This window comes from Arthrobacter pasteuri, from assembly GCF_054510955.1.
The window spans coordinates 1,213,539-1,233,294 of the sequence record NZ_JBTNDO010000001.1; the positions used below are offsets into that span (position 1 = coordinate 1,213,539).

Sequence of the window (19,756 nt, forward strand, 5' to 3'; positions counted from 1 at the left end):
GACCCCAACCAGATGGCCAGGTCGAACAACGAGAGCAGAGCAAAGCCCACCGCTATATGAAGGCTGAGGTTAAGAGGGAAGACGCAAAGACCTACACTACGGCATGCGCAGCGTAAAGTCCACTAGCCCCTCTCCCCTCTTCGCGTCAAGCCCACCACGCCTGGTGGGGACGACGTCCTGCCGGTAGCATCCGGCGGCCGGGGTCCGTCCTAGCCGGCGGCGGGCTCCGGCAGCGGCCCCGTGCTGGTGTCGCCGCGCAGCCGCTTGACGATGAGTTCCGCGCTGATGAGGCACATGGGGATGCCGATGCCGGGGACCGTCGAACTCCCCGCATAGAAGAGGTTGCCGACCTTCGCGCTGCGGTTCGAGCCGCGGAAGAACGCGCTCTGCTTCAGGATGTGCGCCGGCCCGAGCGACGTACCGCGCCACGCATTGAGGTCGTCGGCGAAGTCCTGCGGACCGTAGCTGCGGCGGACGACGATGCGCTCGACGAGATCGGGGATCCCTGCCCACTCCGAGATCTGGCCGATGACGGCGTCGGCCAGGTCCTCGACCCTCGCGTCTCCCCCGCGCTCGAGTCCTCCCCTGCCGATCGTGACGTCCGCCGGGATGGGCACGAGGACGAACACGTTCTCGTGGCCCTCCGGGGCCACGGAACCGTCCGTGGCACTCGGTCGGCACACGTACAGCGACGCCGGTGACGGCACGGAGGTCTCCTTGCCGAAGATGCGCCCGAAGTTGTCGCGCCAGTCCGTGGTGAACAGCAGGGTGTGGTGTTCGAGCTGCGGCAGGCTTCCCCGGACGCCCAGGTAGAGGAGCAGCGCGCTGGGGCCGGGCACGCGCTTCTGCCAGTACCCCTCCGGGTACGTCTGCAGGTCCGCCGGCAGCATCGTGGTCTCGGTGTGGTGGAGGTCCGCGGCGGACACGACGATGTCGGCACCGATGGACGCCGTCGTCCCGCCCATGCGGTAGGTGACTCCGCGCACCGTCGCGGCCCGGCGGTCGAGGGGGGACCTCCCCGGCGTCCGGGGCTCGGTGTCGATCGAGACGACGTCGGCGCCGGTCCGGATCTCGACGCCGGCGGCGACCGCGACCCGGCGCATCGCGTCGATGAGGGTGCTGAAGCCGCCCATCGGGTAGAGCACGCCGTCGTCGAGGTCGAGGTGGCTCATCAGGTGGTACATGCTCGGCGCGTCGAAGGGCGAGCTGCCGAGGAACACGGCCGGATAGCCGAGGATCTGCTGGATGCGCGGATCCTGAAAGCGCTTCTCGACGAAGGACTGCAGCGGCTGGAGGAGCAGCGACCCGATCCGCGGCAGCCGCCTGAGGACGTCGGGCCGGACGAAGGGCAGGAAGGACTGGAAGGTCGAGTAGAGGAAACGCTTCTTGGCGATCTCGTAGGCGTCCTCCGCGGAGTCGAGGTACTCCGACAGCTGCTCACCGGCGCCGGCCTCGAGGGATTCGAAGAGCTTGGTGACGGCCTCCCGGTCCGCGGGGACGTCGACCGCTCCCCCGGCCTCGAAGAGGACGCGGTAGCCGGGGTCGAGCTTCACGAGGTCGAGCTGCTCCGCGGCGCTCGTGCCCATCAGCCGGAAGAAGTGGTCGATCACCTCGGGCATCAGGTACCAGGACGGGCCGGTGTCGAAGCGGAAACCACCCTGCTCCCAGGAACCGGCTCGGCCGCCCACCTGTCCGCGCTTCTCCAGGAGGGTGACGCTGTGCCCTTCACGGGCCAGCAGGGCCGACGTCGCGAGCCCGCCGATCCCGCCGCCGATGACGACGACGTCCTTGCCTGCGACGCGTATCCGCCCGTTCTGCTGGGGTGTCATGCCGACCTCTCCTGCGCGGCGAGTTCCGGTACCGCGCGACCGGTGACGGCTTGCGCCATGATGCGGAGCTTGACCGGGGCGGGGACCCGGACCCGCGCCCGGAGGAGTTCGTCGGCCGGCGTGCGACGCAGCCTGGCGGCGAGCTCGGTGAACAGTCCCTGCGCGAGGGTGACGGCGCGTCGCGGCGTCGGGGGCAGGCCCGGGAGGGCTGCGGCCGAGATGCGCAGGTCGCGGTCGATGTCGTCCAGGAGGCGGATCTTGTCCGCCTCCGTGAAGCTCCCCGGCCGCACGCCCGGGAAGTAGCTGCGGCCGAGGGTGGAGAAGTCCTCGGCGAGGTCCCGGAGGAAGTTGATCTTCTGGAAGGCGGCGCCGAGGTGCCTCGCGCCCTCCACGAGCACGGCGTCCTCCTCCGGCGTCACGGTCCGGCCGACGAGGAAGGCGCGCAGGCACATCAGCCCGACGACCTCCGCGGACCCGTAGACGTACAGGTCGAAGGACTCCTGGGTGTGCTCGCTCCGGGTGAGGTCGGCGCGCATGGAGGCGAAGAAGGGCCGGGTGAGGTCGACGCCGATGCCCGTGGCCCGAGCCGTGAGGGCGAAGGCATGCACGACCAGGTTCGTGCTGTAGCCGGTGGTCATGGCCGTCTCGGTGTCGCGCTCGAGGTCGTCGAGGAGCCGCCCCACCTCGTCCACCGACAGCCCCGCTCCGGCAGCGGCGCCGTCCACGACCTCGTCGGCGACGCGCACCAGTGCGTACACGGACTCGATGGAGGCGCGCGTGCTGCGGTCGAGGATGCGCGAGGCCATGCCGAAGGACGTCGAGTAGCAGCGGATGACCTCCGCGGAGGTCCTGAGCGCTGCCGCGTTGTAGCGTGCGAGCGGATCGTTCATGCCCACTCAGTGCACCCTGTCCACGACGGCCGTCACCACGGGGTGGAGGGCGGACCGCAGTGCGGAGGGCACGACGTCGGAGTCGAGGTGGGTGCGGGCCCGGGCGGCGTACTCGGCGGCGAGGCTCGAGGAGTAGTCCTTGGCGCCGCTGTCGACGAGGATGCGCCGGACGAAGTCGGCGTCCGCCGCCGACATCCCGGGACTGCCGACGAGGGCCGAGATGTCGTCCCACTCCGGCCGCGCGGAGACGTAGGACAGGAGTGCGGTCCGCTTGCCCTCGCGCAGGTCGCCCCAGTTCGTCTTCCCGGTGCGCGTCTCGTTGCCGAAGACGCCGAGCAGGTCGTCGGCGATCTGGTAGGCGATACCGGCGTCCCGCCCGAAATCGCCGAGGCGGGCGATGAGCTCCTCATCCGCGCCGGCGAGGACGGCACCTGCCTGCAGGGGCCCCTCGAAGGAGTAGACGGAGGTCTTGAGCCGGGCCATGTCGACGATGGCCTCGACGGACGGCATGGCCGGATCCAGGGAGGTCTCGATGTCGAGGAACTCCCCCGCGGCCGACGCGAAGACCGCCTCGTCGAGGATGTCCCCGAGCCGGCGCCGGACGGCGGGGGGCGCCTCGACCCGCTCGAGCAGCCGGTAGGCGTTGGAGAGCGCCAGGTCCCCGGCAATGACCCCGGCGGAGAGGCCGACGTGGTGCGCACCCTCGGGTGACATGCCTGCCCCCTCGGCGAGGGCGCGGTAACGGCCGGAGACGTTCGGGATCCCGCGGCGGATGAAGTCGCGATCGATCACGTCGTCGTGCACGATCAGGGCCGTATGGAGCAGCTCGAAGGCCGCACCGACCTCGGCCGCATTGGCGAGGTCGCGTCCGCCGAGCATCTGGTAGGCGGACATCACCATGCGGGGCCGGAACCGCTTCCCGCCGGCGGTACACCGCTCGAGGGTCGCCCAGAGGGCGTGGTACCCCGGTCCGATCCTCGCGGCGCGGGCCTTGGACTCCTCGAAGAACCGATCGAGCGCACTCTCGACCTGTTCGAGCCCGGCGGGCTCCACCAGCAGAGTGTCCATGTCCATAGGTAAAGTAAACAACGGATACGGCGCCCTGACGACACGTGGGGTGTATACCGCCGGGCCGCTCGCCCGGCTGGAGCGAACCCCGCGTACCGAACGGACGATCAGCGAAAAGAGTGCCACGATGGCGAGCGAAGCAGGATGCACGGCGCAGCGTACGGGCGTTGACGGCGGTGCGGGTCCGGAGACCGAGGTCGTGGTGCTGCTCGCCGAGGACGGCACCCCCGTCGGAACGCACTCCAAGGCGACCGTCCACACGCTCGACACCCCCCTGCACCTGGCCTTCTCCACACACGTGTTCGACGACGCCGGGCGCATCCTCGTCACGCGCCGCGCCCTGGGCAAGAAGGCCTGGCCCGGCGTCTGGACAAACTCCTTCTGCGGGCACCCGGCACCGGACGAGCCGTTCGAGGACGCGGTCCACCGGCGCGCGACCCAGGAGCTCGGCTTCAGGGTCACGGACATTCGAGCCGCGCTGCCGGATTTCAGGTATCGCGCGGTGGACGCCTCGGGCATCGTCGAGAACGAGATCTGCCCCGTCTACACGGCCGTGGCGGACAGTCCCGTGGCTCCGCTGCCGGCCGAGGTCATGGACTACCAGTGGGTCGACGCCCGCGAACTCGTCCGTGCTGTCACGGCGACGCCGTGGGCGTTCAGTCCCTGGCTCACCCTGCAGCTCCCCCTGCTCTACCCCCAGGGCGCCGACGGACCCGGACCCCGCGACGTCCCCTGATGCCCGGCGCGGCGGAAGCGCCACCGAAAAGTCCTAGTCTGGTAGCGGCACTATTTCAACGACGAAAGAGAGTTCCACCATGGCGACACCCACGCCATCCCCCGACGACGTCGTCCTCGTCGGCGGCGCCCGCACACCCCTCGGGCGCCTCAACGGGCAGCTCGCCTCCTTCACCGCCGTCGAGCTCGGCGCACTGGCCATTGCGGGAGCGCTGGAGCGCGCGGGCGTCGCTGCCTCCGCCGTGGACGCCGTCATCATGGGTCACGTGGTCCAGGCCGGCTGCGGCCAGAACCCGGCCCGCCAGTCCGCGGTGAAGGCGGGCATCCCCTGGAACGTCCCGGCCGTCACCGTCAACAAGGTCTGCCTCTCGGGCCTCACCGCCGTGATCGACGCCGCCCGCCTGATCCGCGGCGGCGAGGCGCGCGTCGTCGTCGCCGGCGGCCAGGAGTCGATGACCCGCGGACCCCACCTGCTGCCCGGCTCCCGCCAGGGCTGGACCTACGGGTCCATGGCCGCCCTCGACTCGGTGGCGCACGACGGCCTGACCGATGCGTTCGACGACGAGTCGATGGGAGCCTCGACGGAGCGTGGGAACGTGCGCCTCGAGATCGACCGCACGGCCCAGGACGCGGTCGCTGCGGCGTCGCACCAGCGGGCGGCCGCCGCGACGGACAGCGGCGTGCTGGCCGAGGAGATCGTCCCGGTCCGGGTGCCGCAGCGCAAGGGCGACGACGTCGTCCTCACCAGCGACGAGGGCATCCGCCCGGCCACGACCGTCGAGTCCCTCGCGAAGCTCAGGCCGGCGTTCGACCCGGACGGCGCGATCACGGCGGGCAACTCCTCGCCCCTGTCCGACGGCGCCGCGGCGCTCGTCGTGACCACGCGCTCCTACGCCGAGGAATCCGGACTGACGGTGCTGGCCGTCGTCGGCCGGCCGGGCCAGGTCGCGGGACCGGACAACACGCTCCACTCCCAGCCGTCCGAGGCGATCAAGCAGGCCCTCGGACGGGCCGGCTGGACGACCGGCGACCTCGACTTCATCGAGATCAACGAGGCGTTCGGGTCCGTGGCCGTCCAGTCCCTCAAGGACCTCGACTACCCGCTCGAGAAGTGCAACATCCACGGCGGGGCGATCGCACTCGGCCACCCCATCGGTGCCTCCGGGGCACGGCTCGCCCTCCACGCCGCGCTGGAGCTGGCACGACGGGGAACCGGCAGGTCCGCGGTGAGCCTCTGCGGCGGCGGCGGCCAGGGTGAAGCACTCCTCCTCTGGCGCTGACCGCTCCGGCCCGGAACACGAAAGAGCCCCGCTTCGCGAGAAGCGGGGCTCTTTCGTGTACTGCAGCAGCACCGGCCTTCGCCGGGCTGCGGGTGCAGCGGGTGTTACTTGAGGGTGACGGTGGCGCCGGCGGCCTCGAGGGCCTCCTTGGCCTTGTCTGCGGCTTCCTTGGTGACGCCCTCGAGGACGGCCTTGGGGGCGCTGTCGACAACGTCCTTGGCTTCCTTCAGGCCCAGCGAGGTGAGGGCGCGAACTTCCTTGATCACTGCGATCTTCTTGTCGCCTGCAGCCTCGAGGACGACGTCGAACGAGGTCTGCTCCTCTTCGGCGGCTTCGCCGGCTCCGCCACCGGCGGGGCCTGCAACTGCAACTGCAGCAGCGGTGACATCGAAGGTCTCCTCGAACAGCTTTACGAAGTCCGAGAGTTCAATGATGGACAGTTCCTTGAAAGCTTCAATGAGCTCTTCGTTGGTGAGCTTCGCCATGGGAGGCGTCCTTCCTTTAGTGGTGCACTGCACCGGAGTGTGGGGATCGAAGGGAAACTAGTTCGCTTCGGTTGCTGCGGCTTCCTCGGCGGGAGCCTCCGCGGCAGCTTCTGCAGGAGCAGCGGCTTCCTCGGCAGCAGGAGCGTCAGCGTCGGCTGCAGGTGCAGCGCCGCTTCCCTCCTCGAGCTTGATGCGCAGTGCATCGACGGTGCGGGCCAGGGCGGACATCGGCGCCTTGAGGACACCGGCCACCCGGGCGAGCTGGAGTTCGCGCGACTCGAGGGCTGCGAGGGCAACGACCTCGGATGCGTCGAGGGCCTTGCCCTCGAAGATTCCAGTCTTGATGACGAGCTTCGGGTTGGCTTTCGCGAAATCCGTGAGGCTCTTGGCCGCAGCAACGGCGTCACCCTTGATGAAGGCGATCGCGGTGGGTCCGGACAGCTGGCCATCGAACGCGTCGATGCCGGCTTCCTTCGCCGCAATGCCGGTCAAGGTGTTCTTGACGACGGAGAACTTGGTGTCCGCGCCAAGGGCACGGCGCAGTTCCTTGAGCTGAGCAACAGTGAGCCCGCGGTATTCGGTCAGGACAGCCGCGGTGGAGTCCTTGAAATCGGTGGTGATCTCGTCCACTGCAGAAACCTTTGTTGGCGTTGCCATAACCCTCCTTCCGGGGAATATGCGCCGGTCTTCCAGCTCCAATAAAAAACGCCCCGCGCAGATGCACGGGGCCTTGCTCGACACGGGCACAAGCCGGTGGAGAGGAGCTTCGTTCACCTGCGTAGGCCGTCCCTCACGGGAACTTTCGGATCCTGTTCCTCTTCCGGGCCGCGCAGGAGTGCACTGCAGGAAGTGGAGATGGATCGACCGACGGTCTTTGGTAGTCAAAGCCTACGTGACGCCGCGGCTTCGGCCAAATCCGCGCTAGCCGAGGGTCTTCTGCCATCCGGCCGTGCGGCCCGACGGCCGGAAGCCGAGAGCGACGTTCACGGCGAGCATGTGGGAGTTCTCCTCGGCGTTCCAGGTGTAGATGCGCTGTGCCGTCGGCCATTCATCGAGCACGCGCCGCAGGTTCGCCGCCTTGAGCCACAGGCCCAGTCTGTGCCCGCGGTGCGCGGCGAGCACCAGGGTGTCCTCCTGGTAGACCACGGCGGGCTTCGACACGGACCGGTCGAGGATGGTGTGCCCGACGAGTTGCCCGCTCGCCGTGTGGCGGACGGCGCAGACCAGGCTCGAGGTGCCGGCCGTCCGGGCGCGGTCCTCCTCCCGGCGGATGCGGCCGGCGTCCCACGCCTCCTCCTCCTGGGAGAAGCCGCCGAGCGGCGGATCGGTGCTCATCTTCCGGCGCAGGAGCGAATAGTCGTCGATGAGGTCCGCCGGGCAGCTGTCCGTCCATTCCACGAGTTCGTAGTCCCCGGAGCCCGCGGCGCGCGCTTCGCGCTCCTGCCCCGCGATGCCGTCCCGCCCACCCTGCACGCCGGCGAGGTGGAGGACGCTCTGCCGATCCACCTGCACCAGCTCGAATCCCGAACGCACGGCAAGGATGGCCGACGGATCCGACGCCGGGAACGAGCCGGCGCCGGAGGCCGGCACGAGGACCGGCCCAGCTTCCGGCCCGTCGTCGACGCGCGCGTCGCTCCAGGCCATGGCGATGGAGCGGCCCCGGTCCGCCATCTCCTGCTCCGCGAAGGCAAGGAGCGCCGTGGCGATCCCCTGCCTGCGGTGGGACGGCAGGACCTCGATCTGCACGACGGCGCTCCGCAGGTTGTCCCTGGGCGGGATGTCGATGCCCACGTTCGCGACGATGCGCCCGCGATCCCTCGCGACGCCCAGGACGAACCCACGGTCCGCCGTCGACTGGCCCCTGACGAGCCGCTCCGCCGGATCCATGCAGTGGTCGTCATGGCCCCAGATCGCGTGCTCGACGGCGTCCGACACGCGGGCACTCTCTGCGAAGTCGTTCCCCTCCGGCTCCGCGAGCGTTGCGGGAACGCGGAGCGGGCCGATGCTGATCGCCGTCATGCGCCGAGCATAGCCCTACCGGTCGGGGCGTCGGCCGGGCTGGACGCTTAAACGCAGAAGCCCCGCGGCTCGTGCCACGGGGCTTCTGCAGGGATCCGCCTTAGGAGGCGAAGACCTTGGTGACGTTCGGGTCGACGGGGATACCGGGACCGAAGGTGGTCGAGACCGTTGCCTTCTGGATGTAGCGCCCCTTCGAAGCCGAAGGCTTCAGTCGGAGGATCTCCTCGAGCGCTGCAGCGTAGTTCTCCCCCAGCTTCTGCTCGTCGAAGGAGACCTTGCCGATGATGAAGTGGAGGTTGGAGTGCTTGTCGACGCGGAAGTCGATCTTTCCACCCTTGATGTCGGTGACAGCCTTGGCGACGTCCGCCGTGACCGTACCGGTCTTCGGGTTCGGCATCAGGTTACGGGGGCCGAGGATCTTTCCGAGGCGTCCCACCTTGCCCATGAGGTCAGGGGTTGCAACCGCGGCGTCGAAGTCGGTCCAGCCGCCGGAGACCTTCTCGATCATGTCGTCGGAGCCGACGAAGTCAGCGCCGGCCGCGATGGCCGCCTCTGCCTTCTCGCCGGTCGCGAAGACCAGGACACGGGCGGTCTTGCCGGTGCCGTGGGGAAGGTTCACGGTGCCGCGGACCATCTGGTCCGCCTTGCGAGGGTCCACTCCGAGACGGAAGGACACCTCGACCGTGGCGTCGAACTTGGAAGGGTTGGATTCCTTCGCGAGGACTACCGCTTCGAGGGGGGCGTACTGCTTGTCCGCCTCGATCTTCGCGGCAGCGTCCTTGTATGCTTTGCTGCGCTGTGCCATCTGCTTGTTCTCCTTATGCAGTCGTGGTCTGCGGACCGCGCCGGGCCCTGCCACTCACGCCGTCGTCCGCGGGATGCGGCGCCGTCGTGCTGTGAAATGGTGGTGTGCCCTGCCCGGCAGTGCCGGACGGAGCGGGAGGGAGGGGTATTAGCCCTCGACCGTGATGCCCATGGAGCGGGCGGTGCCGGCGATGATCTTGGCAGCTGCCTGGACGTCGTTGGCGTTGAGGTCTTCCATCTTCATGGTGGCGATCTCTTCGACCTGGGCGTTGGTCAGCTTCGCAACCTTGACGGTGTGCGGCGTGCCCGAGCCCTTGGCGACTCCGGCTGCCTTCTTGATCAGCTCGGCTGCCGGCGGGGTCTTCGTGATGAAGGTGAACGAGCGGTCCTCGTACACCGTGATCTCCACGGGGATGACGTTTCCGCGCTGGGATTCCGTGGCGGCGTTGTATGCCTTGCAGAATTCCATGATGTTGACACCGTGCTGGCCAAGTGCGGGACCAATCGGAGGAGCCGGGTTGGCGGCGCCTGCATTGATCTGCAGCTTGATGAGGCCGGTGACCTTTTTCTTGGGGGCCATGAAAGGGTCCTTCTCTTGCATTGCGTTCCCGCGGGACAGGAGCGTCCCGCAGGGTTGTGGCCGTCATGGCGTGACGGCCTTCACGACGCTTCCCGGCCAAGCACGCCGGGACTCGTCGAAGCTTTACTGGATCTTGGTGACCTGGTTGTACGAGAGCGTGACCGGGGTCTCGCGCTCGAAGATCGAGACGAGCACGACGAGCTGCTGCGACTCGTGCTTGATCTCGGAGATCGTCGCCGGAAGGGTCTCGAAGGGGCCCTCGTTGACGGTGACGGACTCGCCGACCTCGAAGTTGACGGTGGCGGGCGTGAACTGCGGCTGCACCGGCTTGCCCGACTCGGCGTCGGTGTGGACGATCGTGTGCTCGAGCATCGAGAACACCTCGTTGAGGCTCAGCGGGACCGGGTTGTGGGCGTTGCCCACAAAGCCGGTGACGCCCGGCGTGTGACGGACGGCACCCCAGGACTCGTCGGTGAGCTCCATGCGGACCAGCACGTAGCCGGGGATGCGCACGCGGTTGACGATCTTCCGCGTGGTGTTCTTGATCTCGACGACCTCTTCCATCGGCACCTGGATCTCGAAGATGTAATCTTCCATGTCCAGCGTCTGGATGCGGGTCTCGAGGTTCGCCTTCACGCGGTTCTCGTAGCCTGCGTAGGAGTGGATGACATACCAGTCACCCTCCTGGCGGCGGAGCCTGGCCTTGAAGGCGGCAACGGGGTCCTCGGCAGGAGCTTCCTCCGAAGCCTCCTCGGCCTCGTCCGCGTCGGATGCGGCAGCTTCGTCGACGGCGTCCGAGGCGGTGGCCTCGATCTCGTCGTCGTCGGCATCCGCGTCGTCGTCGGTCTCGTCGGCCTCCACGTCGTCGGCGAGGAACCCGTCCTCGGCGGCGACATCGGTGGCGGCAGGGTAGTCAGCCGCATCGGAGTCGTCCGCAGGCACGTCGGGGTCGAAGGCGTCGACCTCCGCCTCCGTTCCGTACTCCTCGTTCTCCAGACCATCTTCGGGAGTGATCTGCCGTTCGAGTTCTTGCTCGGACACCTAGCCGCCTGCTTTCTGACATTCTTCGAAAGTTGTTCTGCTTGCCTGTACTCGACCCGTCACCCCAACAGCGGTGCCGGAACATGCATTCCCGGAGGACGGCGTCAGTTGTCGCCGAAGACCCACACTGCGCCGGCCCCGAACAGGAGGTCCAGGGCGGTCACGAGGAGCATCATGATGACCACGAAGACGAGGACGGTGATGGTGAACCGGACCAGTTCCCGGCGGGTGGGCGTGACGACCTTCCCGAGTTCCGCGAAGACCTGGCGGATGAACAGCATGATGCGTCCGAAGAACCCGCGCTGGGGAGCCTTGTTCTCGGAAGGGCTTCCCTTGGAGCTGCTCGCAGCCGTATCGGTCACCGTCAACCTCATCAATCTGTGTGGTGTTCCAGCCGGACCACCAGTGGCGCCCCCAGCTGATCATGTTTACCGCCGCGCGGGGCCTGTGCCTGCGCCGGGGCTTCGTGATCTGTTTCTGCCGGGCCTTCGCGATCCATCCGCGAAGGCCACGCGCAGGGCAGACAGGACTCGAACCTGCAACCTGCGGTTTTGGAGACCGCTGCGCTACCAATTGCGCCACTACCCTTTGGTTCGAAACCGGTACAGCTTCCACTCCGGCCTGCCCGGTGCGGGCACGAACCATCATGGTGTTTCAACACCGAGGAACAAGTCTACGCAATCACCGCCGGAACGTCGAACCGGGACACTCGGGCCGTGCTCCGGAGGGGGTTGACTGCCCCCGGGCCGCCCCCGAACGGGCTCGGCCCGGAGGCGGCCGTGACGCGGGGATACGACGCGGGGACACCCGATGCGGTTCCGGGCGGGGGCCACCGCCTAAGCTGGAAGCTGCCACGAAGACCTCACGGAACGGGACCCGATGAACGCGACGACCGACGACTCCACCCGCGCAGCCCTCCCCCGGATCTCCCGGCGGATCGGCTCGATCGCGGAGTCCGCAACGCTGGCCGTGGATGCGAAGGCGAAGGCCCTCAAGGCTGCGGGCCGGCCCGTCATCGGTTTCGGTGCCGGCGAACCGGACTTCCCGACGCCGGACTACATCGTCGATGCCGCGATCGCCGCCGCCCGCCAGCCCCGTTTCCACCGCTACTCGCCCGCCGGCGGCCTTCCCGAGCTCAGGCAGGCCATTGCGGAGAAGACGCTGCGGGATTCCGGCTACGCCGTCGATCCCGCCCAGGTGCTCGTGACCAACGGCGGCAAGCAGGCTGTCTACGAGTCCTTCGCCACCCTCCTCGACCCGGGCGACGAGGTCCTCGTCCCCACGCCGTTCTGGACCACCTATCCGGAGGCCATCCGCCTCGCGGGCGGCGTACCGGTCGAGGTGTTCGCCGGGCCCGAGCAGGGATACCTCGTGACCGTGGACCAGCTCGAGGCGGCGCTGACACCACGCACGAAGGTGCTGCTGTTCGTCTCGCCGTCGAACCCGACCGGAGCGGTGTACGGTGCCGACGCCGTCCGCGAGATCGGCGAGTGGGCAGCGGCACGCGGGCTGTGGGTGGTGACGGACGAGATCTACGAGCACCTGACGTACGACGGCGTGCCCTTCACGTCGATCGCGACGGCTGCTCCCTCCCTCGGCGACAGGGTGGTCATCCTGAACGGCGTGGCCAAGACGTATGCGATGACCGGCTGGCGCGTGGGCTGGATGGTCGGTCCGAAGGACCTCGTCAAGGCTGCGACGAACCTGCAGTCGCACGCGACGTCGAACGTGTCGAACGTGCCCCAGATGGCGGCCCTCGCCGCTGTCTCCGGGCCGCTGACGGCGGTCGACGAGATGAAGGTGGCCTTCGACCGCCGCCGTCGTGCCATGGTGTCGGCTCTGAACGAGATCGAGGGCGTCGAGTGCCCCACCCCGCACGGAGCCTTCTACGCCTACGCGGACGTGCGGCCGCTGCTCGGCCGGAGCTTCGACGGCGTCACCCCCGCCACGTCCGCCGATCTCGCCGCGCTGATCCTGGAGAAGGTCGAGGTCGCCGTCGTGCCCGGTGAGGCCTTCGGGCCGAGCGGCTACCTGCGCCTGTCCTACGCGCTCGGCGACGAGGATCTCGCGACGGGTGTGGGACGCCTGCAGGAGTTCCTCGGTTCCGCCAGGTAGGCAGCCGGCACCTTTTCAGAGCAGCTTGCGCTCCGTCGCCCAGCGCGTGAGTTCGTGCCGCGAGGACAGCTGCAGCTTCCGGAGCACGGCCGAAACATGCGTCTCAACGGTCTTCACGGAGATGAAGAGTTCCTTCGCCGTCTCCTTGTAGCTGTAGCCGCGCGCGATGAGCCGCATGACTTCGAGTTCGCGTGCCGAGAGGCGGTCGAGTTCGTCGTCGACGGCGACCGAGGCGGTCCCGAACGCATCCAGGACGAAACCGGCGAGCCGCGGGGAGAAGACGGCGTCCCCCGAGGCGATGCGCTGCACCGCGTCGGTGATCTCGGGACCGGAGATGGTCTTGGTGACGTAGCCGCGCGCTCCCGCACGTATGACGGCGACGACGTCCTCCGCCGAGTCCGAGACGCTGAGGGCCAGGAAGCGCGACGTCGTGCCGAGGGCGCTGCAGCGGTGGATGACCTCCGCTCCCCCGCCGCCGCGGCCGCCGGGCAGGTGGACGTCGAGCAGGACGACGTCGGGCGCCGTGGCACCGATCACCGCTTCCGCCTCCTCGACCGTCGCTGCCTCGCCGAGGACCCGGATCACGGGCCCGAGCGCGGCGCGGAGGCCGGAGCGGAAGATCCCGTGATCGTCGACGATGACCACGGACACCGTTCCCGGTACTGCCGCGTCCGCAGGTAGGTTCTCGCTGTCCATGTGCTTCCTCTTCCTCACCGTTTCCCGGCCGTCGTTCCCTCTGTCACGCCCCTGTCGGGCTCTGTTGTCGCCCCGTGGTGGCCTACGCGGCGCTTCCGGCTTGCCGCGGCAGCCGGAGCCGCACCTCGGTGCCGTCCCCGTCGCTGCGGAGCTCGGAGGATCCTCCATGGCGGAGCATCCTGCTGGTGATGGATTCCCGGATCCCGAGGCGGTCCGCCGGGACGGCTGCCGGGTCGAAGCCACTGCCCCTGTCCCGAACGAACACCTCCACGGAGTCCGGGCCCGCCTCGAGGTAGACGGAGACGGCGCCTCCCGCGTGCTTCGCCGCGTTCAGCATCGCTTCCCTCGCTGCCTGCGCCAGGGCGTCCTCGCCCGCTCCCAGCGCTGCATCACCGACGGCGACGACCGTGACCGGGTGCCCGTAGCGGTCCTCGATCTCGCCCGCCATCCCGCGGAGGCGTTCGGCGAGGCTGCCGGGGTCCCTCGCCGGATCGGCGAACAGCCACTGGCGCAGTTCCCGCTCCTGCGCACGCGCCAGGCGCAGCACGTCCGTCTCGGAGTCCGCGCGGTTCTGGATGAGCGCGAGGGTCTGCAGGACGGAGTCGTGCAGGTGGGCCGCGATCTCGGCACGCTCCGTCTCCCGCACGCGGGCCGCCCGCTCCGTCTCCAGGTCGCGCCAGAACTTGAGGCCCCACGGCGCGAGGACCAGGACGACGCCGGCGAGGACGGCGAGCACCGCGACGAGGGTGGCCATGGTCAGCGTCCACGAGCCGCTGCTGGACAGGGCGACGAGCACGCCGGCGATGACGAGCACGATGCCCGCGAGCAGGCGCAGCGCCCCGCCGGCCCGTCCGGCCCCCGCACGGTTCATGACCCGGGCCCGGCGCACGTCGTCGAGCTGGGACCATGCGAGGGCGGCGCCGGTCGCCACGACGGCGATCGGGACGAGGAAGCCCCAGTTCACCGGCAGCCCCAGCAACTGCACCACGATCACGGCCGCCGCGACCAGCAGCACCGTTCCGAACAGGACCTCCCGCCGGCCGGCGCGCAGCGTCCGCTCGCGCCATGACTCGGCGTCGAAGGGGCTTGCCGCCGGACGGGATGCGGCCGCGCCGGTCCGGGCGTCCGGCCGTATCCGCCCGTTCTTCGTGCCGACGTCCTGCATGAAGGCGGCCGGGCCTGTCGGCCGTCCGTGCTCCGCGGCCTTATCGGCGGCCGTCGGGACGAAGATCCAGAGCCACGCGTACAGGAAGACCCCGGCGCCGGACGCGAGGGTCAGCATGGCCATGCCGATGCGGACCCAGGAGCGTTGGATCCCGAGGTGCACGGCGAGCCCGGCGCAGACGCCGGCGATCACGCCGTCGGATCTGCGCAGCAGCGGGGGTCTCATACCCCCATCCAAGCACGACGGCGGGCGCTCGGGGCCGCTCCCCGATGCCAATCAGGGTGTAATCAGGGTCCGCTCAGGGTAGGCCCCGATAGTCGCGTCCGGCCGCCGCCGGAAGGATAGGAGCATGACTTCAGCACCCTCACCAGGCGGGCCGTCCTGGCAGCACGAACCGGCCGCATCGCATCAGGCGGAACGTCCCGCCTCGTCCTCGTTCTTCCGCTGGATCCGGGGCCTCGACATCACCCGGACGCCGGACCGCTGGGTGGGAGGTGTCGCAGGTGGCGTCGCCCGCCGCACGGGCCTCGACCTGGCCCTCGTCCGCGGCCTGATCGTGGTCCTCTCGGTCTTCGGCGGCATCGGCGTCCTGCTGTACGGGCTGGCCTGGGCGCTGCTCCCGGAACCCGACGGGCGCATCCATGTCGAGCAGGCCGGACGGGGCTCCTGGAGTTCCGGGCTGACGGGAGCCGCCGTGCTCGTGGCGATCGGCCTGTGGCGCCCGGACGTCTCCGCCCATGATGGCGGAGCCGGCGGCCTGCTGTGGACGCTGTTCTGGATCGGGGCCGTCGTCCTCTTCGTCTACTGGATTGTCAATCGCTCCGGCAGGGGCGGCGCCCGTCCCGGGACCCCGTACCCGGGCCCCACCGGCGGTGGAGCCGGCCAGCCGCAGCCCTTCGGCCCGATGCCCTACGGGGCGGCGGAACCCCCGGTGTCACCGGCGCCCGCCCCTTCCAGCGAGCCGTCCGGCCCCGGCGACGGACAGTCAGGAGCATCCGGAGCGTTCGCATTCACCGGGGACCGTGCCGTATCCAGCCGCGGAGACGTCGACGGCGATCCCGCCCAGGATTCCCCCGATGCGTCTGCGCAGCCCTCCTCGCAGCCCTCTCCGCCGTTCTCCCGGGGAACCGAGACGGAGTCCTACCCGCAGCCCTACACGCAGACCTATCCGCTGCCCTACCAGCCGGCGCCGTGGGCCGCGGGATCGGGTTATTCGGGGGCCGACGCCGCGTGGTCCCAGGACCCGGGGGGACCGGCAAGCGTCCCGCCGGCCATCCGGGACCACCGAGCCACCCGCATCCGGCCCTCCGGATCCGTGACGGCCCTCCTTCTCGGCGGGGCGACCATCACCGCAGCGGTCCTCCTCGTACTGGACTACACGCGCATCCTCGACGTCGCCAATGCTGCCGCTGTGGCGCTCGCGGCAGCCGCCATCGTGCTCGCGCTCGGCATCGTCGGACTGGGCGTGCGGGGACGGAGCTCGGGTCTCGTGGGTGTCACCGCGGCGTTGGCGACCCTCGGCGCGCTCATCGCGTCCCTCACTCTCGTCGGCGGCTCCTGGGTCGTCGCGCAGGAGACGAGGACCACGCCGACATCGCTCCGGACGGCGTCCGACGGCTACAGCGTCATGGCAGCCCAGGCCACGATCGACCTCGCCGGCCTGCCCTCACCCGCACGGGACGTCGTGGTCCCGGTGAACTCCTTCGCCAGCGACGTCACCGTCATCGTTCCGCGGAACGTGCCCGTCGAGGTACGCACCCGGATGGCCCTCGCCAATGCGGACGCCCTGGGAGCGACGGCCGACCCGGACACCCTGTCGCCCGCCTTCCGGGGCGACGGAGGCGTCCTCCAGTTGGGCAGGGGCGATCTGAACCCCGAAGCCACGGGAGCCGCCCTGATCCTCGATGTAAGGGGCGCCCTGAGCAACCTCACCATCCTCACCGCAACCGATACCGGCACCGATACCGGCATTGATACCGGCACCGATGGCACCTTCCCGCCGCAGAGCACCGGCACCACCGATACAGGAGACACACCATGAGCACCTCGATCACCGGACCGGAACGCCGCCCGCGCGTCGTCACCATCGTGTGGGGGGCGGTGATCCTCGCGGTCGCCGGCCTGGTCCTGCTCGGCCAGTTCGTCGCACTCGACATCGACCCCGTGGTGGTGGCGCTCGGCCTGCTCATCGGAGTCGGACTGTCGCTCGTCGCCGGGGGGATCCTGTCCCTGCGGACCCGCACGACGACCGACAGCCAGGACGACGACGCAGTCCACGCTCCGGAATACTGAGCGGATCCCGACCACGCCAGAGCCATCCGCTCCTGCCCTATCCCTTCCAGGCTCCTCGAAGCCTCGTCCCGACCCCCTCCCTGATCGAAAGGCACTCCGATGCAACCCCTCTACAGCTTCCTCCGCTCCTCCCCCATCAAGCGGGCTCCCGGCGGCATCCTCGGCGGTATCGCCTCAGGCATCGCCCGACAGTACGGCTGGCGCGTGAGCTACGTGCGCATCGTGATGCTGCTCAGCTTCCTCCTCCCGTTCATCGGCCTTCCGCTCTACCTGGTCCTGTGGCTCCTGCTGCCCAAGACCGACGGCAGCATCGCCCTGGAGCAGCTCCTCACGCATCGTTAGGGACCGCGCTGCACGAACGAAGGGGCATCCGCATTTTCCGCGGATGCCCCTTCCTCCTGCCTCCGGGACCGCGGTGGACCTGCAAGGATGGAAGCCGTGCCGAAGACCTCTGCCCCCCGCGGCTTCCCCCGCCTGCTCATCGCGTCCTGCGCGTTCCTCTTCGTCTCCGGCTACTTCGTGGTGCGATTCCCGGACGTGGAAGGCGCGAGCTATGCGTCCTACGGCTTCAACCTGCTGATCGCGCTGCCGGCGTTCATCGCCCTGGTGCGCCAGTTCGGCGGTGCCCGCGGCGCGGCAGCACTGGTGGCGGTGTCCGTCTTCGGCTACCTGATCGAAGGATTCGGCGTCGCGACGGGCGTGCCCTACGGCGATTTCCACTACGGGGATCCGCTGGGTCCCACGATCCTCGGCCTCGTGCCGTACCTGCTGCCCCTCTCCTACGTCCCGCTGGTGATCGGCGCGGTAGCCGTGGTGTCGGGCACCGGGACGGCCCTGCGCAGGATCGTCCTCGGTGGACTGCTGCTGGTCCTCATCGACGGCGTCCTGGATCCGGGCGCCGTGGCCCTCGGCTTCTGGATCTGGGAGGACGGCGGCCCCTACTACGGGGTCCCGCTCTCGAACTACGGCGGGTGGCTCCTCTCGGGGCTTATCGCCTCGGCGCTCGTCACCTGGATCGGGGGCCGTCGCCTCACGGACCGCGCGCTGCGACCGGGCCTGCTCGACAGCCTGCTCGTCTCGATGTTCCTGTGGCTGGGTGTCTGCATCTTCTCGGGGCTCGTCTTCCCCGCCGTGCTCGCTGCCGGGCTGATCGTCCTGCTGGTCCGCCGACGTCTGCAGCTCGCGCATGCTATCGACCCTGCGCCTGCAACCGCGACAGCACACGCCGCGCCCGCCTGACCGGCGCCGGGCGGGCTGCACCCCTGCCGGTGGGGATCAGGAAGCCCGCAGCGGTGCGAAGGTTGCGCCGTCGTTGCGGGAGACCTGGACACCGTCGGCGGTGGCGACCCAGATCCCGGTGGTGCCGTCGTCGTCCCGGACCACGGCGATGGCGATGGCGATGGCGGCAGGCTCCCCGTCGAGGGCCCCGGCGAGGCTGTGGGCAGGGATGTCCTCGGCGGTGACGGTCCAGTGGTGCCCCTCGGTACTCGTCAGGATCCGGCCTTCGTAACCGACGAGGTCCGTGCCGACCACGGCGAGCGCGTGGAAGTCCGTTTCGCCCTGCCTGGCCACGGGGGTCCAGGTGTTTCCCTGGTCCGTCGGGGTGATGAGGCCGACAGGGTCGGGCAGGTCGGTGCCGGGTCCGGGATGGCCGGACGCGTAGAGGGTGCCGTCCGTACTGGTGGGGCTCATGAGGTCGCTGCTCGGGCCCACCTGTTCTGCAGGGGACCGGGAGACGTCGAAGAGTCCGTCGTGGGTGGCCAACAGCACGGGAATCCCGCCCAGGGTAGAAGGTGCGGGCCTGTCAGAGGCCCTCGAGGAGGCCGGCCATCGTGTCGATCTCGGCCTGCTGCGTCTCCACGATGGTCTCCGCGAGCTGGACCGCTTCGGGGTTCCGGCCACTGTCGATCTCGTCCTGTGCCATGCCGATCGCTCCCTCGTGATGGGCGGTCATGGACTCGAGGAACAGGCGTGATGCTTCGTCTCCCTCGGCGGCGTCGAGTTCGGACATCTGGTCGTCGCTCATCATGCCGTCCATCGATCCGGAATCCGAGTGCATGTCGTGGCCTTCCATGCCGCCCTTGGCACCCTCGGCTTCGATGGGCTCACCCCAGGACTCGAGCCAGCCGGTCATCGTGCCCATCTCCGGCCCCTGCGCGTCCTTGATGGTGGTCGCGAGGTCCACGACGTCGGAGCTGATGCCGTCCTTGGCGAGCATCATCTCGCTCATCTCGACGGCCTGCCGGTGGTGCGGGATCATCGTCTGCGCGAACAGGACGTCCGCGTCGTTGTGCTCCTCCGACGCGGCGTCCTCGCCGGAGGTGGGCACGGACGCGTCGGAGGTCGGTGCGGAGGCATCGCTGGTGTGGGTGGTGTGGGTCTCGCTGCCGCCCGAGGAACCACACGCCGTGAGGGTGAGGGCTGCGGCGAGGGTCAGTGCTGAAACGGAACGGTAGTGCTTCATGATGTCCGGGATCCTTCGGTACGTGGCTGTATCAGCGTCGGGTGCCCCTGGGGGCCGCGGGTGCCCCGCGCCGGGACAGGGTGCGGGGCCGTCCAGACATGCATGGCGAGGACCCCGATGATGACCGGGGCTAGGCCGAGGAGGCCGAGGGCGGTGCGTGACAGCGATGAGGACGTACGGTTCCTGGTCACCGTCCGCTTCCTTCCTGCCCTGTCGGGTCCTTGGTCGTCGCCCGGTGCACGGGCGTCGATCCAGCGTAGCGAGATGACGGTGAGCGGCCCAACCGGGCCGTT

General features: G+C 69.3%; 21 protein-coding genes and 1 tRNA gene. 7 read left to right on the forward strand and 15 right to left on the reverse strand.

The features are described from left to right. Nucleotides 1-209 precede the first annotated feature (209 nt). The 3 genes from crtI to ACX80H_RS05655 are packed head-to-tail and all read right to left on the reverse strand — an operon-like array spanning nucleotide 210 to nucleotide 3,787. Nucleotides 210-1,829: a phytoene desaturase family protein gene (gene crtI, locus ACX80H_RS05645; protein ID WP_459311656.1), complete on the reverse strand. Its 1,620-nt coding sequence runs from the start codon at nucleotides 1,827-1,829 to the stop codon at nucleotides 210-212. Further along, complete coding sequence (locus ACX80H_RS05650) at nucleotides 1,826-2,719, reverse strand: phytoene/squalene synthase family protein (RefSeq protein WP_459311657.1); 894 nt, start codon at nucleotides 2,717-2,719, stop codon at nucleotides 1,826-1,828. The genes crtI and ACX80H_RS05650 overlap by 4 nt, the downstream gene beginning before the upstream one ends. Nucleotides 2,720-2,725: 6 nt before the next feature. After that, nucleotides 2,726-3,787 carry a polyprenyl synthetase family protein gene (locus ACX80H_RS05655; RefSeq protein ID WP_459311659.1) on the reverse strand — a complete coding sequence of 354 codons (1,062 nt, stop codon included), beginning with the start codon at nucleotides 3,785-3,787 and terminating at the stop codon, nucleotides 2,726-2,728. 127 nt (nucleotides 3,788-3,914) lie between these two features. Here ACX80H_RS05655 and idi point away from each other — a divergent pair, with 127 nt between their 5' ends. Then, nucleotides 3,915-4,523, forward strand: a complete 609-nt coding sequence (gene idi, locus ACX80H_RS05660; protein WP_459311661.1) for an isopentenyl-diphosphate Delta-isomerase — start codon at nucleotides 3,915-3,917, stop codon at nucleotides 4,521-4,523. 79 nt (nucleotides 4,524-4,602) lie between these two features. Further along, the gene (locus tag ACX80H_RS05665) at nucleotides 4,603-5,802 is read left to right on the forward strand and encodes an acetyl-CoA C-acetyltransferase (RefSeq protein ID WP_459311663.1); all 1,200 of its coding nucleotides are present in this window, start codon (nucleotides 4,603-4,605) and stop codon (nucleotides 5,800-5,802) included. A gap of 104 nt (nucleotides 5,803-5,906) precedes the next feature. On the opposite strand, the gene rplL is transcribed toward ACX80H_RS05665, so the two are convergent. The 8 genes from rplL to ACX80H_RS05705 form a co-directional block, all read right to left on the reverse strand. Then, nucleotides 5,907-6,287 (reverse strand): 50S ribosomal protein L7/L12, encoded by a 381-nt coding sequence (gene rplL, locus ACX80H_RS05670; protein ID WP_133082401.1) that lies wholly within the window; start codon nucleotides 6,285-6,287, stop codon nucleotides 5,907-5,909. A gap of 57 nt (nucleotides 6,288-6,344) precedes the next feature. Then, on the reverse strand, nucleotides 6,345-6,944 hold the full coding sequence (gene rplJ / locus ACX80H_RS05675; protein ID WP_459311665.1) for a 50S ribosomal protein L10: 600 nt from the start codon (nucleotides 6,942-6,944) through the stop codon (nucleotides 6,345-6,347). A 264-nt stretch (nucleotides 6,945-7,208) separates the two neighbouring features. Beyond that, complete coding sequence (locus ACX80H_RS05680; RefSeq protein WP_459311667.1) at nucleotides 7,209-8,306, reverse strand: GNAT family N-acetyltransferase; 1,098 nt, start codon at nucleotides 8,304-8,306, stop codon at nucleotides 7,209-7,211. Nucleotides 8,307-8,406: 100 nt separating this feature from the next. Then, the gene (gene rplA, locus ACX80H_RS05685; RefSeq protein ID WP_459311669.1) at nucleotides 8,407-9,111 is read right to left on the reverse strand and encodes a 50S ribosomal protein L1; all 705 of its coding nucleotides are present in this window, start codon (nucleotides 9,109-9,111) and stop codon (nucleotides 8,407-8,409) included. A 147-nt stretch (nucleotides 9,112-9,258) separates the two neighbouring features. Further along, nucleotides 9,259-9,690, reverse strand: a complete 432-nt coding sequence (gene rplK, locus ACX80H_RS05690; RefSeq protein WP_087030133.1) for a 50S ribosomal protein L11 — start codon at nucleotides 9,688-9,690, stop codon at nucleotides 9,259-9,261. Between the two features lie 123 nt (nucleotides 9,691-9,813). Further along, nucleotides 9,814-10,731 carry a transcription termination/antitermination protein NusG gene (nusG, locus tag ACX80H_RS05695; protein ID WP_459311671.1) on the reverse strand — a complete coding sequence of 306 codons (918 nt, stop codon included), beginning with the start codon at nucleotides 10,729-10,731 and terminating at the stop codon, nucleotides 9,814-9,816. Between the two features lie 104 nt (nucleotides 10,732-10,835). Beyond that, the gene (gene secE / locus ACX80H_RS05700; RefSeq protein ID WP_459311673.1) at nucleotides 10,836-11,093 is read right to left on the reverse strand and encodes a preprotein translocase subunit SecE; all 258 of its coding nucleotides are present in this window, start codon (nucleotides 11,091-11,093) and stop codon (nucleotides 10,836-10,838) included. 153 nt (nucleotides 11,094-11,246) lie between these two features. Continuing rightward, a tRNA-Trp gene (locus ACX80H_RS05705) sits at nucleotides 11,247-11,319 on the reverse strand. A gap of 291 nt (nucleotides 11,320-11,610) precedes the next feature. On the opposite strand from ACX80H_RS05705, the gene ACX80H_RS05710 reads away from it, so the two are divergent. After that, nucleotides 11,611-12,846, forward strand: a complete 1,236-nt coding sequence (locus ACX80H_RS05710; RefSeq protein WP_459311675.1) for a pyridoxal phosphate-dependent aminotransferase — start codon at nucleotides 11,611-11,613, stop codon at nucleotides 12,844-12,846. Nucleotides 12,847-12,861: 15 nt separating this feature from the next. Here the strand turns inward: ACX80H_RS05710 and ACX80H_RS05715 are convergent, their stop codons facing one another. Together ACX80H_RS05715 and ACX80H_RS05720 are read right to left on the reverse strand one after the other, a co-directional pair. Continuing rightward, nucleotides 12,862-13,542, reverse strand: a complete 681-nt coding sequence (locus ACX80H_RS05715) for a LuxR C-terminal-related transcriptional regulator (RefSeq protein ID WP_459311676.1) — start codon at nucleotides 13,540-13,542, stop codon at nucleotides 12,862-12,864. A gap of 82 nt (nucleotides 13,543-13,624) precedes the next feature. Beyond that, nucleotides 13,625-14,932, reverse strand: a complete 1,308-nt coding sequence (locus ACX80H_RS05720; RefSeq protein ID WP_459311678.1) for an ATP-binding protein — start codon at nucleotides 14,930-14,932, stop codon at nucleotides 13,625-13,627. 124 nt (nucleotides 14,933-15,056) lie between these two features. On the opposite strand from ACX80H_RS05720, the gene ACX80H_RS05725 reads away from it, so the two are divergent. The 4 genes from ACX80H_RS05725 (at nucleotide 15,057) to ACX80H_RS05740 (ending at nucleotide 18,238) form a co-directional block, all read left to right on the forward strand. After that, a complete protein-coding gene (locus ACX80H_RS05725) occupies nucleotides 15,057-16,748 on the forward strand; it encodes a PspC domain-containing protein (RefSeq protein ID WP_459311680.1) in 1,692 nt (563 codons plus the stop codon). Further along, entirely contained in the window at nucleotides 16,745-16,999 is a 255-nt protein-coding gene (locus tag ACX80H_RS05730; protein ID WP_459311682.1) for a hypothetical protein, read from the forward strand. The genes ACX80H_RS05725 and ACX80H_RS05730 overlap by 4 nt, the downstream gene beginning before the upstream one ends. Before the next feature lie 99 nt (nucleotides 17,000-17,098). Next, a complete protein-coding gene (locus ACX80H_RS05735; RefSeq protein WP_459311684.1) occupies nucleotides 17,099-17,341 on the forward strand; it encodes a PspC domain-containing protein in 243 nt (80 codons plus the stop codon). A 96-nt stretch (nucleotides 17,342-17,437) separates the two neighbouring features. After that, on the forward strand, nucleotides 17,438-18,238 hold the full coding sequence (locus ACX80H_RS05740; protein WP_459311686.1) for a carotenoid biosynthesis protein: 801 nt from the start codon (nucleotides 17,438-17,440) through the stop codon (nucleotides 18,236-18,238). 36 nt (nucleotides 18,239-18,274) lie between these two features. Here the strand turns inward: ACX80H_RS05740 and ACX80H_RS05745 are convergent, their stop codons facing one another. Together ACX80H_RS05745 and ACX80H_RS05750 are read right to left on the reverse strand one after the other, a co-directional pair. Beyond that, complete coding sequence (locus ACX80H_RS05745; RefSeq protein ID WP_459311687.1) at nucleotides 18,275-18,769, reverse strand: beta propeller repeat protein; 495 nt, start codon at nucleotides 18,767-18,769, stop codon at nucleotides 18,275-18,277. Nucleotides 18,770-18,803: 34 nt separating this feature from the next. Then, complete coding sequence (locus ACX80H_RS05750) at nucleotides 18,804-19,463, reverse strand: DUF305 domain-containing protein (RefSeq protein ID WP_459311688.1); 660 nt, start codon at nucleotides 19,461-19,463, stop codon at nucleotides 18,804-18,806. Between the last annotated feature and the right edge of the window lie 293 nt (nucleotides 19,464-19,756).